This is a genomic window from Nocardia sp. NPDC051756, assembly GCF_040681495.1.
GTDB lineage: Bacteria > Actinomycetota > Actinomycetes > Mycobacteriales > Mycobacteriaceae > Nocardia.
Genome location: NZ_JBFAYV010000005.1, coordinates 316291 through 331571 on the forward strand (window position 1 = coordinate 316291; position 15281 = coordinate 331571).

At 67.3% G+C, this 15281-nt stretch carries 16 protein-coding genes; 4 read left to right on the forward strand and 12 right to left on the reverse strand.

All coding sequences use genetic code 11. The annotated features are described in order from the left end of the window. Positions 1–23: 23 nt before the first annotated feature. From AB0M22_RS23440 to AB0M22_RS23495, 12 genes are all read right to left on the reverse strand, one after another. The gene (locus AB0M22_RS23440; RefSeq protein WP_364730553.1) at positions 24–2075 is read right to left on the reverse strand and encodes an AMP-binding protein; all 2052 of its coding nucleotides are present in this window, start codon (positions 2073–2075) and stop codon (positions 24–26) included. A 521-nt stretch (positions 2076–2596) separates the two neighbouring features. After that, on the reverse strand, positions 2597–3502 hold the full coding sequence (gene thpD / locus AB0M22_RS23445; RefSeq protein ID WP_364730555.1) for an ectoine hydroxylase: 906 nt from the start codon (positions 3500–3502) through the stop codon (positions 2597–2599). Positions 3503–3508: 6 nt separating this feature from the next. After that, positions 3509–3907, reverse strand: coding sequence for an ectoine synthase (locus tag AB0M22_RS23450; RefSeq protein WP_150404705.1), 399 nt, complete (start codon positions 3905–3907; stop codon positions 3509–3511). Continuing rightward, positions 3904–5181, reverse strand: coding sequence for a diaminobutyrate--2-oxoglutarate transaminase (gene ectB, locus AB0M22_RS23455; protein ID WP_364730559.1), 1278 nt, complete (start codon positions 5179–5181; stop codon positions 3904–3906). The genes AB0M22_RS23450 and ectB overlap by 4 nt, the downstream gene beginning before the upstream one ends. Then, positions 5178–5780 (reverse strand): diaminobutyrate acetyltransferase, encoded by a 603-nt coding sequence (ectA, locus tag AB0M22_RS23460; protein ID WP_364730562.1) that lies wholly within the window; start codon positions 5778–5780, stop codon positions 5178–5180. The genes ectB and ectA overlap by 4 nt, the downstream gene beginning before the upstream one ends. A gap of 77 nt (positions 5781–5857) precedes the next feature. Then, positions 5858–6937, reverse strand: coding sequence for a HAMP domain-containing sensor histidine kinase (locus tag AB0M22_RS23465; RefSeq protein ID WP_364730564.1), 1080 nt, complete (start codon positions 6935–6937; stop codon positions 5858–5860). Next, on the reverse strand, positions 6924–7634 hold the full coding sequence (locus AB0M22_RS23470; RefSeq protein ID WP_364730567.1) for a response regulator transcription factor: 711 nt from the start codon (positions 7632–7634) through the stop codon (positions 6924–6926). The genes AB0M22_RS23465 and AB0M22_RS23470 overlap by 14 nt, the downstream gene beginning before the upstream one ends. Before the next feature lie 355 nt (positions 7635–7989). Further along, a complete protein-coding gene (locus tag AB0M22_RS23475; RefSeq protein WP_364730569.1) occupies positions 7990–8397 on the reverse strand; it encodes a hypothetical protein in 408 nt (135 codons plus the stop codon). Positions 8398–8892: 495 nt separating this feature from the next. Continuing rightward, entirely contained in the window at positions 8893–9678 is a 786-nt protein-coding gene (locus AB0M22_RS23480; RefSeq protein ID WP_364730571.1) for an RNA polymerase sigma factor SigF, read from the reverse strand. After that, positions 9668–10099, reverse strand: coding sequence for an anti-sigma factor (locus AB0M22_RS23485; RefSeq protein ID WP_364730573.1), 432 nt, complete (start codon positions 10097–10099; stop codon positions 9668–9670). The genes AB0M22_RS23480 and AB0M22_RS23485 overlap by 11 nt, the downstream gene beginning before the upstream one ends. A 176-nt stretch (positions 10100–10275) precedes the next feature. Next, a complete protein-coding gene (locus AB0M22_RS23490) occupies positions 10276–10950 on the reverse strand; it encodes a PAS and ANTAR domain-containing protein (protein ID WP_364731929.1) in 675 nt (224 codons plus the stop codon). 99 nt (positions 10951–11049) lie between these two features. Then, positions 11050–11463, reverse strand: a complete 414-nt coding sequence (locus tag AB0M22_RS23495; protein WP_364730576.1) for an STAS domain-containing protein — start codon at positions 11461–11463, stop codon at positions 11050–11052. Positions 11464–11739: 276 nt separating this feature from the next. On the opposite strand from AB0M22_RS23495, the gene AB0M22_RS23500 reads away from it, so the two are divergent. The 4 genes from AB0M22_RS23500 to AB0M22_RS23515 all read left to right on the forward strand — a co-directional run bounded on the left by AB0M22_RS23500 (position 11740) and on the right by AB0M22_RS23515 (position 15240). Further along, a complete protein-coding gene (locus AB0M22_RS23500; protein ID WP_364730578.1) occupies positions 11740–11883 on the forward strand; it encodes a hypothetical protein in 144 nt (47 codons plus the stop codon). Positions 11884–12043: 160 nt separating this feature from the next. After that, positions 12044–13264, forward strand: a complete 1221-nt coding sequence (locus AB0M22_RS23505; protein ID WP_364730581.1) for a glycosyltransferase — start codon at positions 12044–12046, stop codon at positions 13262–13264. Positions 13265–13411: 147 nt separating this feature from the next. Beyond that, complete coding sequence (locus AB0M22_RS23510; protein ID WP_364730584.1) at positions 13412–14131, forward strand: metallophosphoesterase; 720 nt, start codon at positions 13412–13414, stop codon at positions 14129–14131. Between the two features lie 134 nt (positions 14132–14265). Beyond that, a complete protein-coding gene (locus AB0M22_RS23515) occupies positions 14266–15240 on the forward strand; it encodes a glycosyltransferase family 9 protein (protein WP_364730587.1) in 975 nt (324 codons plus the stop codon). Positions 15241–15281: the final 41 nt, after the last annotated feature.

A 15281-nucleotide genomic window follows, 5' to 3' on the forward strand; every position in this document is an offset into this window, starting at 1 on the left:
GTCAGCCGAGCTGGGTAGACGACTCAGCTCGGCTGAATCAGCGTGCGCTTCAGGATCTTTCCGGTCGCGTTGCGCGGCAGCGCCTCCAGGAACGTCACGTCGCGCGGCACCGAGAACCGGCTGAGCCGATGCCGGATGTAGTTGCAGACCATGTCGCGATCGAGCCCGAAACCCTCGCGGGTCACCACGAACGCGGCGAGGCGCTGGCCGTACTCCTTGTCCGGCACGCCGACCACCGCGACCTCGCTGACCTGCGGCAGATGCGACAACGCCTCCTCCACCGGCCGCGGGAAGACATTCTCGCCACCGGAGATGATCATCTCGTCGTCCCGGCCGGCCACGAACAGCAGACCGTCCGCGTCGAGGTAACCCAGGTCGCCGGTGTCGAGCATGCCGCCCCATTCGGTGGGTGGCTTCGCGTCGGTGTACCCGTCGAACAGCATGTGGTTCAGCACGAAGATCCGACCGGTGACTCCGCGCGGTACCGGACGCAGATCCTTGTCCAGCACAGCGAGTTTCGTGCCCAGCGGCGGCCGCCCGGCGGTGGTCGGCGCGGCGCGCAGATCGGCCGGATCGGCGATGGTCGCCCAGGACACCTCGGTCGAGCCGTAGACGTTGTAGAGCACGTCCCCGAAGGTGTCCATGAACTTCAGCACCGTCGGACCGGCAAGCGGCGCACCACAACTCGCGACCACCCGCAGGCTCGACGTGTCGTAGCGATCCCGGATGTGCGCGGGCAGATCCAGGATCCGGTTCACCATCACCGGCACCACGATCAGCGAGGTGACGTGATGCTCCTCGATCAATCGCAGGCAGTCCTCGGCGTCGAACCGTTCCGGCAGCACGACACTCGCCCGGATCGGCGTGCTGATCTGCAACGCCGCCAGCCCCCAGGTGTGGAACAGCGGCGCGGGGATGAGCATGGTCTCGTCCATCCGCAACGGAATCCGCGACAGCAGCGCGGCGACGGTGCCGAATCCCTTGGGCTGCGGGCGTTGTGCGCTCTTGGGCGTGCCGCTGGTGCCGGAGGTGAGCACGATCAGCCGGCCCGGATGCGACGGCCGGGAGAACGTCGGCGCGTCCAGCGCGATCAGGTCGTCGACGGTGTTGCGGTCGAACCGGGACTCCCGGCCGGTCGCGAACCGCGGCACCTCGGCCGGGATGTACTTGGTCGACGCGTCGTACTCGTCGTCGAGGAAGACCGCGGACAGCCCGTGCCGGTCGGCGACGTCCTCGATCTGGCGGGCCGAGAGCCCGGTGTTCAGCAGCACCGTGTCCACGCCGAGTTTGCCGGTGGCGACCATGCATTCGACCATTGCCACGCGATTGCGCGAGAGTAGCCCGATTTTGTCGCGCGCGCCGATGCCGAGCAAGGTCAATGCCGACGCGAGTTTGTGTGTGCGATCGTGCATTTGACCGAACGTGTAGGCGGACACGTCGTCCACCACGGCCAGCCGATTCGGCGAATGTCCCGCGGCGGCGGCATAACCGCCGGCCAGGGTGAATCCCCACTTCGCCAGTCCGCCCATCTGTTTGAGCGCGCGGTCCGGCCGGTAGGTGCGCACGACGCCGGTCGTCACCATTTGTTTCAGCGTACCGACCTGCTGTTTCGTCCCCGACTCCTCGCCGTTGACCAGCACCGACGTCGGGGCGCCGAGGATGGCGTCGACGATGCGGTCCAGCCCGGCCATGGTCCAGGCGATCACGTCCGCGTTGTCCTGCTCGGCGATCCACGGATGAATCCGCGCGGCGCCGAAGTAGGTGATGGTGACCCGGGTCTGTTCCTGCTCGCCGCGTAGTCGTACCGCGGCGAAACTGCCCAGCCCGGGGCACTGTAGCTCGAAGGTTTCCAGCTCCTTGCCGACCACGAGCCGCAGCGCGGGCACGGTCAACTCGTTGTTGTCGTGGCGCGCCCGGATCAGGAGAACGGGATGCGTGTCCGAGGTTTCCGCACGTTCACAACCTCCGATTCCGAGGAACATCCGGGTGTATGTCTGCGGGTCCAGGAAAAAGTCCCACAGTGCTTTTCGTGCGGCCGCGAACTCCGCATCGATAGTGATGACGTCCGTTACCAACTGCGTGCATTTCTTCCTGGGCCGACCGAGCGGTATGCGTCGGCATGGTTACGTAGTTGTACCCACCGGTAACAATAAGGTCAAGGGCTACCGGCGTTGCTCAGGATTTGCCGCTAAATTGGTCAACCGCCCATGTTTGTGCACAATGCGGGCACCTGACAGCACTCTGCACAAATCGTCCGAAAAGGCCTCCGGGCCAGCCACAATCAGGTAGCGGAACGAGAAGACCACGGGCACACTGTCCGTCGGTGACTAGTTCGGCCCGCGGGCGCGATCGGACGGCGCCGGGCCGGTGAGTGATCTTGTGGCGAACACCAACCGCGTCGGGTTGTCCGAAACATTGCACACGCCCGAAGAACTTTTGGCGGGCCGGCCGGAACTGGGGGCGAATCGGGCTGTGTGGGGCGACAACAGCGGATGGCCGAGAGGATCGTACCGCCGATGCGCACGGGGCGCGCGCCGAGCGCGAAGGCGCCCTTCGGTCCGGTGCACGGGCAGAGAGGGCGCCTTCGATGCGCGAATCAGGCGGACAGCGGCGTGAAGTCGCGGCTGCCGATGTAACCCGGGCGCGGGGCGGGCGCCGCGAACGGCTCCACCAGCGTGTTCTCCACGCTGTTGAACACCAGGAAAATGTTCGAGCGCGGGAACGGGGTGATGTTGTTCGACGATCCGTGCATCAGGTTCGAGTCGAACAGCAGCGCCGATCCGGCGCGGCCGGTGAACTGGCTGATCCCGTAGGTGTTCGCCAGCGTGGTGATGTCTTCCTGGGTCGGCACGCCGATTTCCTGCTCCTGCAACGACTCCCGGTAATGCTCGGCGGGCGTGCTGCCCAGGCAGGGCACGAACGTCCGGTGCGAGCCCGGCATCACCATCAGGCTGCCGTTGATCGGGTAGTTGTCGGTGAGCGCGATGGACAGGCTGACCGCGCGCGGCGCGGGCATGCCGTCCTCGGCGTGCCAGGTCTCGAAATCCGAGTGCCAGTAGAAACCGGTGCCGCGGAAACCGGGCATGTAGTTCACCCGGCTCTGATGGATGTAGACCTCGGTACCGAGGATCTGCCTGGCCAGCCCGGCGACCCGGGACTCCCGGGTCAGGTCCGCGATGGCCGCGCTGAGGCGGTGCACCTCGAAGACCGAACGCACGCGCTTCGACGACTTCTCCACGATCACCCGGTCGTCGTCGCGCAACGACGGGTCGCCGGCGAGCCTGCCGATCTCGGCGGAGAAATCGGCCACCTCGGTCGGCGTGAGCAGATCGTCGACGCTGGCGAAACCGTCGGTGTCGAAGTGCACCAGCGCCGGGGTCTCGACCCGGCCCCACACCGTCGGATCCTTGCGATCCAGATGTGGGCCAGGTGTGCTCAGCCGAGTCGGGTAGCGATCGGCCGGGCCGGTTTCGGGTCGAGTTTCCGTGTGCAGCAAAACCATCCTGTTCTATCCCCCGATCGTCGCGGCCACCAACGGGTATGCGCCGCTACTGTCGTGGACCTCCTGCCCGGTGACCGGCGGATTGAACACGCACATCATCCGCATCTTGGTGCGGGCCTCCAGGCGGTGCCGTTCGTGTTCGTCCAGCAGATACATCGAACCCGGCTCGAGCACGTAGGTGACGTTGTTGTCGAGATCGGTCAGGCTGCCCGTTCCCTCGATCAGCCATACCGCTTCCACATGATACCGATAGTGGAACTCGTGCGTGGTGCCCGCGTCGATGGTCGTCTCGTGGAACGAGAAGCCTACGCCGTCGCCGCCGAGGATGATGCGCTTGCTGCGCCAACCCTCGCCTGCCACATCGCGTTCGGTGCCGGTGATCTCTTCGGTGCTACGTACGATCATGCGATCGCTCCCATTCCACTGCACACGGTGTCCACGGCACCGGTGAGGATGCCGAGCCCGTGGTCGAGTTCCTGATCGGTAATTGTCAACGGCGGCAACAACTTCACCACCTCGTCGGTGGAACCGGAGGTTTCCACCAGCAGGCCGCGCTCGAAGGCGACCTGGCAGACCTTGCTCGCCTGCGAGGCGTCGTCGAACACGACGCCCTGCACCAGGCCGCGACCGCGGGTCGACAGGCCGGGGATGTTGTCGGCGAGCTCGCCGAGCGTCCGCGCGACGCGCTCGCCCTTGGCCAGCGTCGAGGCCTGCAACGTGCCGTCGGACCAGTAGTGCCGCAACGCGACCGACGCCGTGACGAACGCCGGGTTGTTGCCGCGGAAGGTGCCGTTGTGCTCACCCGGCGACCACTGGTCGAGCTCGGACTTGAACAGCACCAGCGCCATCGGCAGGCCGTAGCCGCCGATCGACTTGGACAGCGTGACGATGTCCGGGGTGATGCCGGCCAGCTCGAAGGAGAAGAACGGACCCGTACGGCCGCAACCCATCTGGACGTCGTCGACGATCAGCAGGATCTCCCGCGCCTCGCACAACCCGGCCAGATGCCGAAGCCATTCGGCCCGGGCGACATTCACGCCGCCCTCACCCTGCACGGTCTCGACGATCACCGCGGCCGGGCGGTCGAAGCCCGAGGAGGTGTCGTCCAAAACCTTTTCCATCCACTGGAAGTCGGCCGTGGTGCCGTCGAAGTAGCCGTCGTAGGGCATGTGCGCCGCGTGCACCAGCGGCACGCCCGCGCCGGCCCGCTTGGCCGCGTTGCCGGTGACCGACAGCGCGCCGAGGGTCATGCCGTGGAAGGCGTTGGTGAAGCTGACGATGGTCTCGCGGCCGGTGATCTTGCGGGCCAGCTTGAGCGCGGCCTCGACCGCGTTGGCGCCCGTCGGGCCGGGGAACTGCACCTTGTAGTCCAGGCCGCGGGGGGTGAACAGGGTGTCGCGCAGGGTGGTCAGCAGCTCCCGCTTGGCCGTGGTCGACATGTCCAGTCCGTGCGTGATGCCGTCGCCCGCAATGTAATCGAGCAGCGGCTGCTTGAGCACATCGTTGTTGTGGCCGTAGTTCAGCGCGCCCGCGCCGGCGAAGAAGTCGAGAAAGTCGTTGCCGTCTTCGTCGCGTAACCAGGCGCCCTTGGCCTTGGTGAACACGGTCGGCCAATTGCGGCAGTAGCCGCGGACATTCGATTCCAGACTTTCGAAAATGCTCGTGTCGGCGTTGATCATCGGTGGTCCTCCTGCGTTGTGCGAGCGTTCGGTGCGATGAGATACAGATCCTCGGGCGCGTGGCTGTCCGGGAAGACACCCGCGTCGAACAAGGGGCGCTTGGTGATTCGGGCGTCGCGACGCCGAGCCACCGAGCTGAACAAGGCAATGGATGCGGCGTTGTCCGGCGAGATCGTCGTCTCCAGCTGGGAAACGCCTTGGGCGGCAACGTTGTCGAGCAAGGCGTGCAGCAACCGCGCACCGATTCCCTTGCCCTTCTGCGCCCGGTCGACGGCTACCTGCCAGACGAACACGGTGTCCGGCGCCTGCGGCCGGACGAAGCCGATCACGTACCCGATCACCCGGCCGTTCACCTCGGCGACCACCGAGGTGGCCGCGAAATCGCGGCACCACAGCACGTAGGCGTAGCTCGAATTGGTGTCCAGTACGGCCGAATCTTTCGCGATTCGCCACAGCTGGGCGCCGTCTGCGACGCGGGGCGCGCGCAAGGTCACGGCGGACCCGGGCTGGGTAGTGGTCTGGGTGGAGCCAAGTGCGGCTGCGGCCTGTACGACGCGAGATCGTTCGATCTCCGCGGTGTTCAACGTTGGCAGTGGCATACAACTCCCGTCGGTAGTACTTATCCAGACTTACGACTCAACTTTGAGGTGACCTGGTCGACTTCATTACGGTCGTGTTACGACTCGATTGCGTCGATCCCCGGCAAGGTGACGACGAACCGGGCGCCGCCGCCCGGGCGGTCGGTGCAGGCGACCTGGCCACCGTGCTTGACCACGGTCTCGGTCACCAGCGCGAGCCCGATGCCCGTGCCGGTCGCCGAGCGCCGGCCGCTGCGCGCGGTCGCGAAACGTTCGAAGATGCGGACCCGGTCCACGGCGGGCACTCCCGGTCCCGCGTCGTCCACCACGATCACGGCAGCGCCGCCCTCGCGGTCCGCCCGGACCGCTACGACCCCGCCGCCGTGCAGGTCGGCGTTGCGCAGCAGGTTGCCCAGCGCGCGTTCCAGCTCGAGTTTGCGGCCGCGCACCACGACGTCCTCGTCGACGGTCAGCAGCTCCGGCGCATACCTTCGCTCAGCGAGCGTGTGCCGCAACAGATCTCGCACCGACAGCGGTTCCATGTCGCCGCGATGCATGCCCGCCTCGACGCGCGCCAAGGCCAGCAGATCGTCGAGCAGCCGGCGCAGATGGTCCACCTCGGCGGTGACCAGGCCGAGCGCGCGCTGCGAGCGTTCCGGCAGATCCGCGCGATGCCGGTTGAGCACGTCCACGCTGGCCATCAAAGTGGTCAGCGGCGTACGCAATTCGTGACTGACATCGCCGAACAGCCGATGCTCGCGTTCGATCCGGCGCTGCAACGAATCGACCATGCTGTTGAACGACTCCACGGTGGTGACCAGGTCCTGATCGCGAGTGGCGGACAGGCGCAAATCCAGGTCGCCGGAAGCGATCTGGGCCGCCGCGCCGGCCAGCTCATGCAGCGGCGTCAGCACCCGCCTGCTCGCCCACCAGCCCACCGCGGCGCCGATCAGCGTCACCACCACGGCGCAGCCGATCAGCACGTTGCGCAACAGATTCAGGTTCGATTGCAGGTCGGTGCCACCGGCCTGCGCGTGTTCGAGATAGCTGCGGCTGATGGTGAACACCGACACGACGAGCACCAGCGACATGAGCGCGGCGATGGCCGCGAACATGGCCGTCACCCGTCCGCGCAGACTCCAGCGTTTCGGCTCGAACCAGCGCTCAGCGCTGGACATCGAGTCGGTAGCCGAGTCCGCGCACGGTCACCACGATGTGTGGATCGGACGGGTCCCGTTCGATCTTGGTGCGCAGCCTGCGCATATGCACGTCGACGATCCGCTCATCGCCGAAAAACCCTTGGTCCCATACCCGTTCGAGCAGCACGGTGCGGCTGAGCACCCGGCCGGGCGCCTCGGCCAGCTCACACAGCAGCCGGAATTCGGTGAGCGTGAGCCGGATCTCGTCGTCACCGCGGCGGACCACGCCGGCGTCCTGCGCGAGCACCAGCGGGGCGACCGGGTCGGCGTCGAGCACCATCTCCTGCGGCGCTTCCCGCTCGACCGTCACCCGAGCCCGCCGGCGCACGGCGCGCATGCGCGCGGTGATCTCCTTGATCTCGAACGGTTTCGTCACGAAATCGTCCGCGCCGGCCTCCAGCGCGGCGACCACATCGTGGGTATCGTCGCGGGCACTGACCACGATGATCGGCACATCGTGCTCGCGGCGGATCTCCCGGATGCAGTCGAAACCGTCCATCCCGCCGAGCATCAGATCGACGATCATCACATCGGGAACACCATTGCTGCGCAGATGGGTGAGCGCGTCTTCGGCCTCCTCGGCCTCTTCGACGTCGTAGCCTTCGTCCTCCATGGCGAGCCGCAGCGCACCACGGACCCTATCGTCATCCTCAACGATCATCAGGTTCGCGCTCATGCCTGCACCTCGCTGACGCTCGGTTCCGGCATGACCGCGAGGGCGGCTGTGCCTTTTGTTCGCTCGCTGCGCTCGCTCAAATACCTATCCTTTGCAGACACGCAGAACGCATCACCGGTACGGAAGTTTCGCATCCCCATACCGACGCGACATTCCGCTGTTCGAGCCACCTTGCCGACCTTGCAAATACCCGTACAGACCGTTCGGTAAACGTCAACTGGACGCTCGTTCAAGAATCTGGCTCGTCACAACCACCCTGTACCCGCCCACACCGTTACGCAACCGTTACGTGACGCCTGACACATCGACGCCATCACCTGTTCACCCTCACCCACCGCAATGCCGTATCGCGATCTCAGCGATCCTCACGAGTTGGACGTTCCAGGCGGTTGAAATTGCTCGGCGTCCCGTCCGCGCGCCGATCCTGGTAGCGGAAATGCAGGTGCCGCTCGTCGAAGGTGGCGAACCACTCGTCCCAATCCACCGGCCGCAGCACCGCGCCCCCATACCCGGGAAAATCGAAGCGCAGCACCCGCAGATGCCCGTCGTCCTCGCTACCCGGCATGGTCGCGGGGCGCGCACCACGACGCTCCGCCCACTGCCGGATGATGTCGTGATTCTGGGTGACGCGCGTGCGCTCCACATTCGTGGCGCGGGTGCGGGCCATCCGCTCCTGGGACGGCATTTCCTGCGAGTATTTCGGCGACCTCGCGCTCCCCGATCCGGCGTACGGATTCCGGGTGCCTAGTCGGTGATCGTTCATCAACGAGCTCCTGAGCCATCGGCATCGTCTGTCCGGTTCCCTTTTTGGTACCCGTCGCCAACTTCGCGCAAACCGCTTCCGCGGCACTGCGCCCGCCGAATCGGGCATAAACGGCCCGAAAAGCGCTGACCGGCAGCGCGTCTGTGAGGGGAGTCACCCGCGACAGGGTGGCGAGGGCGGCCGATTCAGGCGGGCGCGGGTGGGTAACTCGGACCCGAGGAGGAATGCAGATGACCAGTCCAGTGTCTCCCGATCCGAGTCCGGTTCCACCGACCCCGAATCCGAACCCCAGCCCCATCCCACCAGTACCGGGACCCGATCCGGCCCCCGCGCCACCGGACCCGGTGCCACCGGTGCCCGGGCCCGATCCGGCGCCGGCTCCGCCGAACCCCGGCGGACCGCGGCCGATCCCACCGGTCCCGGAGCCGGGCGGGCCGTTCCCGCCGACGGAGCCGGTTCCACCGAATCCGTTGTGATCCTGGGTATTTCCGGCTCTCAGTCGCGTAATGCCTGTTCGCGCAACTCATTCAGGGTTCGCGAAAGGATCCGCGAGACGTGCATCTGGGAGACCCCCAGCACGTCCGCGATCTGTGTCTGCGTCTTGTTCTCGAAGAACCGCATGATCAGCACCTGACGCTCACGCTCGGGCAGCTCTTCGATCAACGGACGAACGGCGAGGAAGTCCTCCACCAGATGGTAGGAGGGCTCCTCTGCCCCAAGGCTTTCCAGCAGCGGCAGCGGAGCGTTCTCGATATCGTCGCCGGCCACCGCGTCGATCGACGAGGACTGATAGGCGTTGCCCGCGATCAGCGCCTGGGTGACCTCGACCAGGTCGACTTCCAGCTCCGCGGCGATCTCCCTCGCCCGCGGTATCCGCCCGAGCCGTTGCGAGAGCGCCTCCACCGTCGCGCCGATGCTGAGCTGAATCTCCTTGGTGCGCCGCGGTACTCGCACCGACCAGGTGTTGTCCCGGAAGTGCCTGCGCACCTCACCCATGATGGTCGGCACCGCGAACGCCAGGAACGACGAGCCACGGGTGACGTCGAACCGGTCGGTGGCCTGCACCAGACCGAGCCGCGCGACTTGCAGCAGATCGTCGAAATTCTCGCCGCGCCCGGAGAACTTGCGCGCGATGTGCTCGGCGAGCGGCAGGCAGCGCCCGATCAGCTCCTCGCGCATCGTCTCCCGGCGCGGGTCGTCCTCTCCGAGCGCGGCGATCTTCTCGAACAGCGGCTCGATATTGTCATAGCTGTCGCCGCGTGATCTCGATTCACCCGCCATCCGAAGCCCCTCGTATCCAACTGAAGTCGACGACAGTCGGATACCCGGAAACAACGCCGTCGAACGGAGCTTGCGCGGCGGCGATGGAATGCGTCAGCGTGCGCACGATATGCCAGCCGAAACCGGCCTGGCCCACCACCGACTCCGAGGTGGTCACCGACGCGACATGCACGAACATCTGGTTCGTGTCATAGGTGAAATCGCACTCCAGACTGGACCCGGGCACCGCGTCCAGAATCAGCGAGGTGGCGACCTCGTCGAGCGCCAGCCGAATATCGGTGACCTCGTCCAGCGCGAAATCGGCGATGAGCGCGACCGTCTCGGCGAGCGCGCGCAGCATGGTCAGCTGTTCCAGCTGCGCGGGGATTCGGACACCGATTGTTGTTGTTTCCGTTGAGGATCGGGAAGTCCATTCCCCCATGCCCATCACCACCTTGCTCTCGCAGCCAAACCCTGGACCGCCGGTGCAACCGCCGATCCGAGTTCTTCCGGGCCGCCCGCTGCCCAGCGCCGCGACAGGCCAGAACTCCGAGGCCGCAGCGCTCCTCATCGCTACCGTCGTACCCGCCGCGCTGCCCCCGAAACGTCCGCGCGAGATCAGCTCACGTCGATCCGCTCGTGCGCGGTCAGCAGCAAGTGGTCGAATCGGGTGCGCAGACCGACGGTCGAACCGGTCAGCGAGCCGAGATCGGCGACCAGCCGGGAGGCGAGGGTGCGCAGCTTGATGTTGGTCTCCTGAGAGCGCCAGCTGAGCACCCGGAAGGCCTGCTCCGAGCTGACCCCGTAGACCAGCATCACCGCACCCTTGGCCTGCTCGATCACCGCGCGGGAGGCCCACAGTTCGGGCAGCGCGTCGTCGAGGGCTTCCTGCCGGTGGTGCTCGAGCGTGTCGGTCACGTCGATGTAGTAGCCGGCGGTGCCGGCGACCTGGCCCTCGTCGTCGAAGAGATGATCGGCGACCACGATGACGTGGTGGACTTCGCCGGTCGTATCGATGATTCGGTGCCTGCTGGAGAACGGCTCACCGTCATTGATGGATTTGGCCAGCGCGTTGGCCACCTGGGCGCGATCGTCGGGGTGCTTGTGCGTCAGCAGCAGGTCGGTGGTCGGTACCACGGTTCCCGGCGAATAGCCGTGCATCGCGGCGACCTCGTCCGACCATTCCCAACGCTGATCGGCGAACCAGAAACGAAAACTGCCGACACTCTGCGGTGTCCCTAATCCGATCACCCGGTCCAGCGCGAGCGAATCCTCGGGCTGGACCGGCCCCATTTCAGTCACAGCGCCAAGTATCCGTCGTTCGCGCACGCCACGCGACCAGATCGGGACGCGCCACGCCGGAATCGGCGGCGCTGATGAATCCGTTGCTCCTCAGGCGTCCAGTGCGGCACGCATCGACGGATAGTGGCTGAACAACGGCCGCACGCCGGAGACCTCGAGCGAACGCTCGATCGGCTGCCGACCGGCCACGATACGAACATCGGTGCCGTCGCAGGCGGCCCGCTGCCGGAGCGCGCCCAGCGCGCCGGCGGCGCGGAGACTGAGGAATCTCGCCGCCCGCAGATCGATGACCACGGCATGGCAGTTCGAGCGAACCGCCCGTTCGACAGTGGCGAAGAATTGCGGAGACGCGGCCGCATCCAATTCGCCTTCGACGCGGACCACCACACATTCATTGCGGCGATCTACGCGTTGCGCCCAAGCGTGGCTATCGTGGGGCTTCGGCCCCGAGCCGTTCTGGTGTACGCCTTCTGCGTACTCATGCAGAGCGGGACTAGCGGACATAACTGAACCTCCCGTATAAGGGGGGAATACCAGTCCGTCGCGACAGGTTCGGCCGATGTGCGAAATGGGAGCGAACAACTGTCGCAACACTGCGAATAGGTTGCCGCTACGAATCCCATCGACCGGTTTCGGCGGGTGTGGTGCGCCCAAACGTCGGACCGGGGTCGGCTGTAGTCTCAACCTCTCTACAGTGTTGCACGGTCCGTCGCCGATGTCACAAAGTCACCGAGTACCCCGCCGTGGGTTGCCGATCTTGTGACTGGGTACGCCATAGATATGGACCCCGACCCGAGCACGACCACCGAGCCGCCGACCAACCATCTGTTCCCCGGTACCGGCCCCGCCGCGATGATCGCGACGATGCTGCTGGTGGTCGTGTTCACCGCGGTCGCGATCGGGATCGTCGTGTCGATGATCTGACCACGTTCCGTATTGCCAAGCAGGGTCAAGGGTTTCGTTCCCGCCCGCACGGGCATATCTGGGGCATACCCGAATTCAACACATGTCACGCGATGCCTGGTCGCGGGCGTCGGTGCAGCGCCGCCGGGTCCCGTCACCTGTGGTGAGAACGGAGCACATCGTGAAGATTGCCATGGTTTCCGAGCACGCCAGCCCGCTCGACGCGCTCGGCGCAACCACCGCGACCGGCCAGCACGTCCATGTCGCGGAGTTGGCCGCGGCCTACGCGCGGCGCGGACACGAGGTCACCGTGTACACCCGCCGGGAGAATCCGAACGTCCCGCCGGAGGTGCTCACCGACGCGGGCTACCGCGTGGCGCACGTGACCGCGGGCCCGGTCGAACCGCTGCCGCGCGACCAAAGTCTGCCGTTCCTAGGCGATTTCGGCACCTTCCTGCAACGTCAGTGGGGTCTGGACGCCCCGGATATCGTGCACGCGCACTTCTGGATGTCCGGGCTCGCAGCGGAATTGGCCGCACGCGCACACGGGATTCCGGTGGTGGTCACCTTCCACGCGCTCGGCACCGTGCGCCGCAGGCATCAGGGTCTGGCCGACACCAGCCCGCGCTCGCGCATCCGGTTCGAGCGGCTGATCGCCGGGCGCGCAGCACATATCGTCGCCACCAGTTCGGACGAGGTGATGGAGCTGACCCGGATGGGCGTTCCCCGCTTCCGCATCTCCACCGTGCCGAGCGGGGTGGACCTGTCCGCCTTCACCCCCGAGGGCCCGGCCGCCGACCGCGGCCAGCGGCAACGGATGCACCGCGTGCTGTCGGTCGGAAGGCTGGTGCCGCGCAAGGGATTCGACGTCGCGATCAAGGCGTTGCAGGAACTGCCGGACACCGAGCTGGTGATCGCCGGCGGACCGGTCGGCGACGACATCGAGGACGACAGCGAAGGTAGGCGGCTGCGCCGGCTGGCGATGGATTACGGTGTGCAGGACCGGCTTCGGATGCTCGGCCACGTCCGCCGTTCCGAGTTGCCGCGCTGGTACCGCTCGGCCGATGTGGTGCTGTGCACGCCCCAGTACGAGCCGTTCGGCATGGTCCCCCTGGAAGCGATGGCCTGCCGGAAACCGGTGGTGGCCACCGCGGTCGGTGGCATGCTCGACACCATCGTCGACGGCGTCACCGGCCGGCTGGTCGCGCCGCCGGATCCGCTCACCGTGGCCAGGGCGGTCCGCCAGCTCCTCGAAGACCGGACCCTACGCGAAACCTGGGGCGCGGCAGGCTATCAGCGCGCCGCGAGCCGATACGCCTGGGATCACGTCGCCCTCGAAACCCTGACCGCCTACCACCGCGCCGCGCCCGCCCACGCCGGAGAAGTAGTTTCGGCCCGCTAGACCCTCCGCGGGCTCGCTCGATCCACGCCAGAACCCTTCACTCTTTCGGCCGCACGACGATTGACCAGGCATCGGCCGGGTACCACCGCAGTGCGCGCCGGGACGCAGGCGTCCAGTCCCATCGAAGACGGAGAGAGTTGAAGCCTCATGCGGATCGCGGCGATCGGCGATGTCCATTTCGACACCGAGTCAACCGGCCGGTTGCGGCCTGAGCTGCGGGAACTGCCCGAGCGGGCGGACGCGCTGCTGCTGGCGGGCGACCTGACCAACCACGGCACCCTGGACGAGGCACGGGTGGTGGCCGCCGAGTTCAGCGACCTCGGGGTGCCGGTGATCGCGGTGCTCGGCAATCACGATCATCACAGCGATGCCGACCTCGATATCGCGAAACTGCTGACCGACCAAGGCATCACCGTTCTGGAGGGCACGTCGGTCACGCTCGAGCTCGGCGGCCGCACCCTCGGCGTGGCCGGCACGAAGGGCTTCGGCGGCGGCTTCGCGGGCCGGTGCGCGGGCATCTTCGGTGAACGCCTGATGCGCGAATTCGCCGGGCACGCAGTGGATCTGGCGGCATCGCTGGGCTCCGCGCTGGCCGAGCTGGCCACCGACGTGACCATCGCGCTCACCCACTACTCCCCCGTCACCGGCACCCTGCTCGGCGAGCCGGCCGAGCTGTACCCGTTCCTCGGCTCCTACCTGCTCGGTGAGGCGATCGACGAGTTCGGCGCCGACCTGGCGGTGCACGGCCACGCGCACTCGGGCAGCGAGCACGGGACGACCCCCGGCGGCGTCCCGGTCCGCAATGTCGCCCAGCCGGTCATCCAGGCCGCCTACCGGGTCTACGAATTGCAGCCTGCCGCCGCCTGATCCGCCATTGATGGAGAGCGGACGTTTCGGATTTCCCGACACGGGCACCCGCCTCCTATGGATGCTCCGACGACTGAAACGACCGGGGCGGCCTGGCCGCGCACCCACGCCGCGCACCGAACGTTGGCCCTCCGGTGAGCGGCCATGTACTGGTAGCGCGCCTGGACAGCGCGGGTGACGTCCTGCTCGCCGGACCCGCCGTGCGCTCGGTCGCCCGCCGCGCCGAGACGGTCACCTTCCTCGCCGGCCCGCGCGGCAGTTCCGCCGCGGCGCTGCTTCCCGGCGTGGATCGCGTGCTGCAATTCGAGGCCGCCTGGGTCGAAGCCGATCCGCCCCCGCTGACCAACGCCGCCGTGCGCGCCCTGATCGAATGCGTGCGCATGCTGGAGCCGGACGAGGCGATCATCAGCACCTCGGCGCACCAATCCCCGCTGCCGCTGGCCATATTGCTCCGGATGGCGGGCGTGCCGCGGATCAGCGCGATCACCACCGACGAGGCGGGCGCGCTGCTCGATGTCCGCCACCGCGTGAACGACGATATGCCGGAACAGATTCGGGCGTTGTCGCTGGCTGTGGCGGCCGGCTATCCGCCGGTAGCGCCGCGCCTGCGGGTCCGCCAGGATCTGCCCGAGGTCGCCGAATTGACCGGCGGCCCAGGCTATGTCGTGCTGCATCCGGGCGCCGCCGAACCGAGCCGCCGGATGTCCGCGCCACGCAGCAGGCAGGTCGCCGCCGCCCTGGCCGACGCGGGCCACCGCGTGGTGGTCACCGGCAGCGCGGCCGAACGCGCGCTCACCGACGCCGTCGCCGACGGGCACGCCCGCGACCTCGGCGGGGCCACCGATCTGGCCTGCTTCGCCGCCGTGCTGCGCGACGCCGACGCGGTGGTCGCGCCGAACACCGGCGCCGCCCCGCTGGCCGCGGCGGTGGCGACACCCGTCGTTTCCCTGTTCGCGCCGGTCGTCCCGGCCCGGCGCTGGGCGCCCTACGGCGTACCGACCGTCGTGCTCGGCGATCAGAGCGCGCCCTGTGGGCGGCACGGCCTGGACGCCATCCCGGACATCGCGATCGTCTCGGCCACCGAACAGGTGCTGCGCGCCACCGATTGAGCCGCCGCGGTCCGGGTATGCGGTCGAATGCCCCCGTTTCG

Bases quoted from the DNA above. Each gene is read 5' to 3' on its own strand.
- AB0M22_RS23470 (WP_364730567.1), bottom strand. From the start codon at position 7,634: ATGAGCGCGAACCTGATGATCGTTGAGGATGACGATAGGGTCCGTGGT.
- ectA (WP_364730562.1), bottom strand. From the start codon at position 5,780: ATGCCACTGCCAACGTTGAACACCGCGGAGATCGAACGATCTCGCGTC.
- AB0M22_RS23510 (WP_364730584.1), top strand. From the start codon at position 13,412: ATGCGGATCGCGGCGATCGGCGATGTCCATTTCGACACCGAGTCAACC.
- ectB (WP_364730559.1), bottom strand. From the start codon at position 5,181: ATGATCAACGCCGACACGAGCATTTTCGAAAGTCTGGAATCGAATGTC.
- AB0M22_RS23500 (WP_364730578.1), top strand. From the start codon at position 11,740: ATGGACCCCGACCCGAGCACGACCACCGAGCCGCCGACCAACCATCTG.
- AB0M22_RS23465 (WP_364730564.1), bottom strand. From the start codon at position 6,937: ATGTCCAGCGCTGAGCGCTGGTTCGAGCCGAAACGCTGGAGTCTGCGC.
- AB0M22_RS23495 (WP_364730576.1), bottom strand. From the start codon at position 11,463: ATGTCCGCTAGTCCCGCTCTGCATGAGTACGCAGAAGGCGTACACCAG.
- AB0M22_RS23485 (WP_364730573.1), bottom strand. From the start codon at position 10,099: ATGGGGGAATGGACTTCCCGATCCTCAACGGAAACAACAACAATCGGT.
- thpD (WP_364730555.1), bottom strand. From the start codon at position 3,502: ATGGTTTTGCTGCACACGGAAACTCGACCCGAAACCGGCCCGGCCGAT.
- AB0M22_RS23475 (WP_364730569.1), bottom strand. From the start codon at position 8,397: ATGAACGATCACCGACTAGGCACCCGGAATCCGTACGCCGGATCGGGG.
- AB0M22_RS23450 (WP_150404705.1), bottom strand. From the start codon at position 3,907: ATGATCGTACGTAGCACCGAAGAGATCACCGGCACCGAACGCGATGTG.
- AB0M22_RS23490 (WP_364731929.1), bottom strand. From the start codon at position 10,950: ATGGGGCCGGTCCAGCCCGAGGATTCGCTCGCGCTGGACCGGGTGATC.
- AB0M22_RS23480 (WP_364730571.1), bottom strand. From the start codon at position 9,678: ATGGCGGGTGAATCGAGATCACGCGGCGACAGCTATGACAATATCGAG.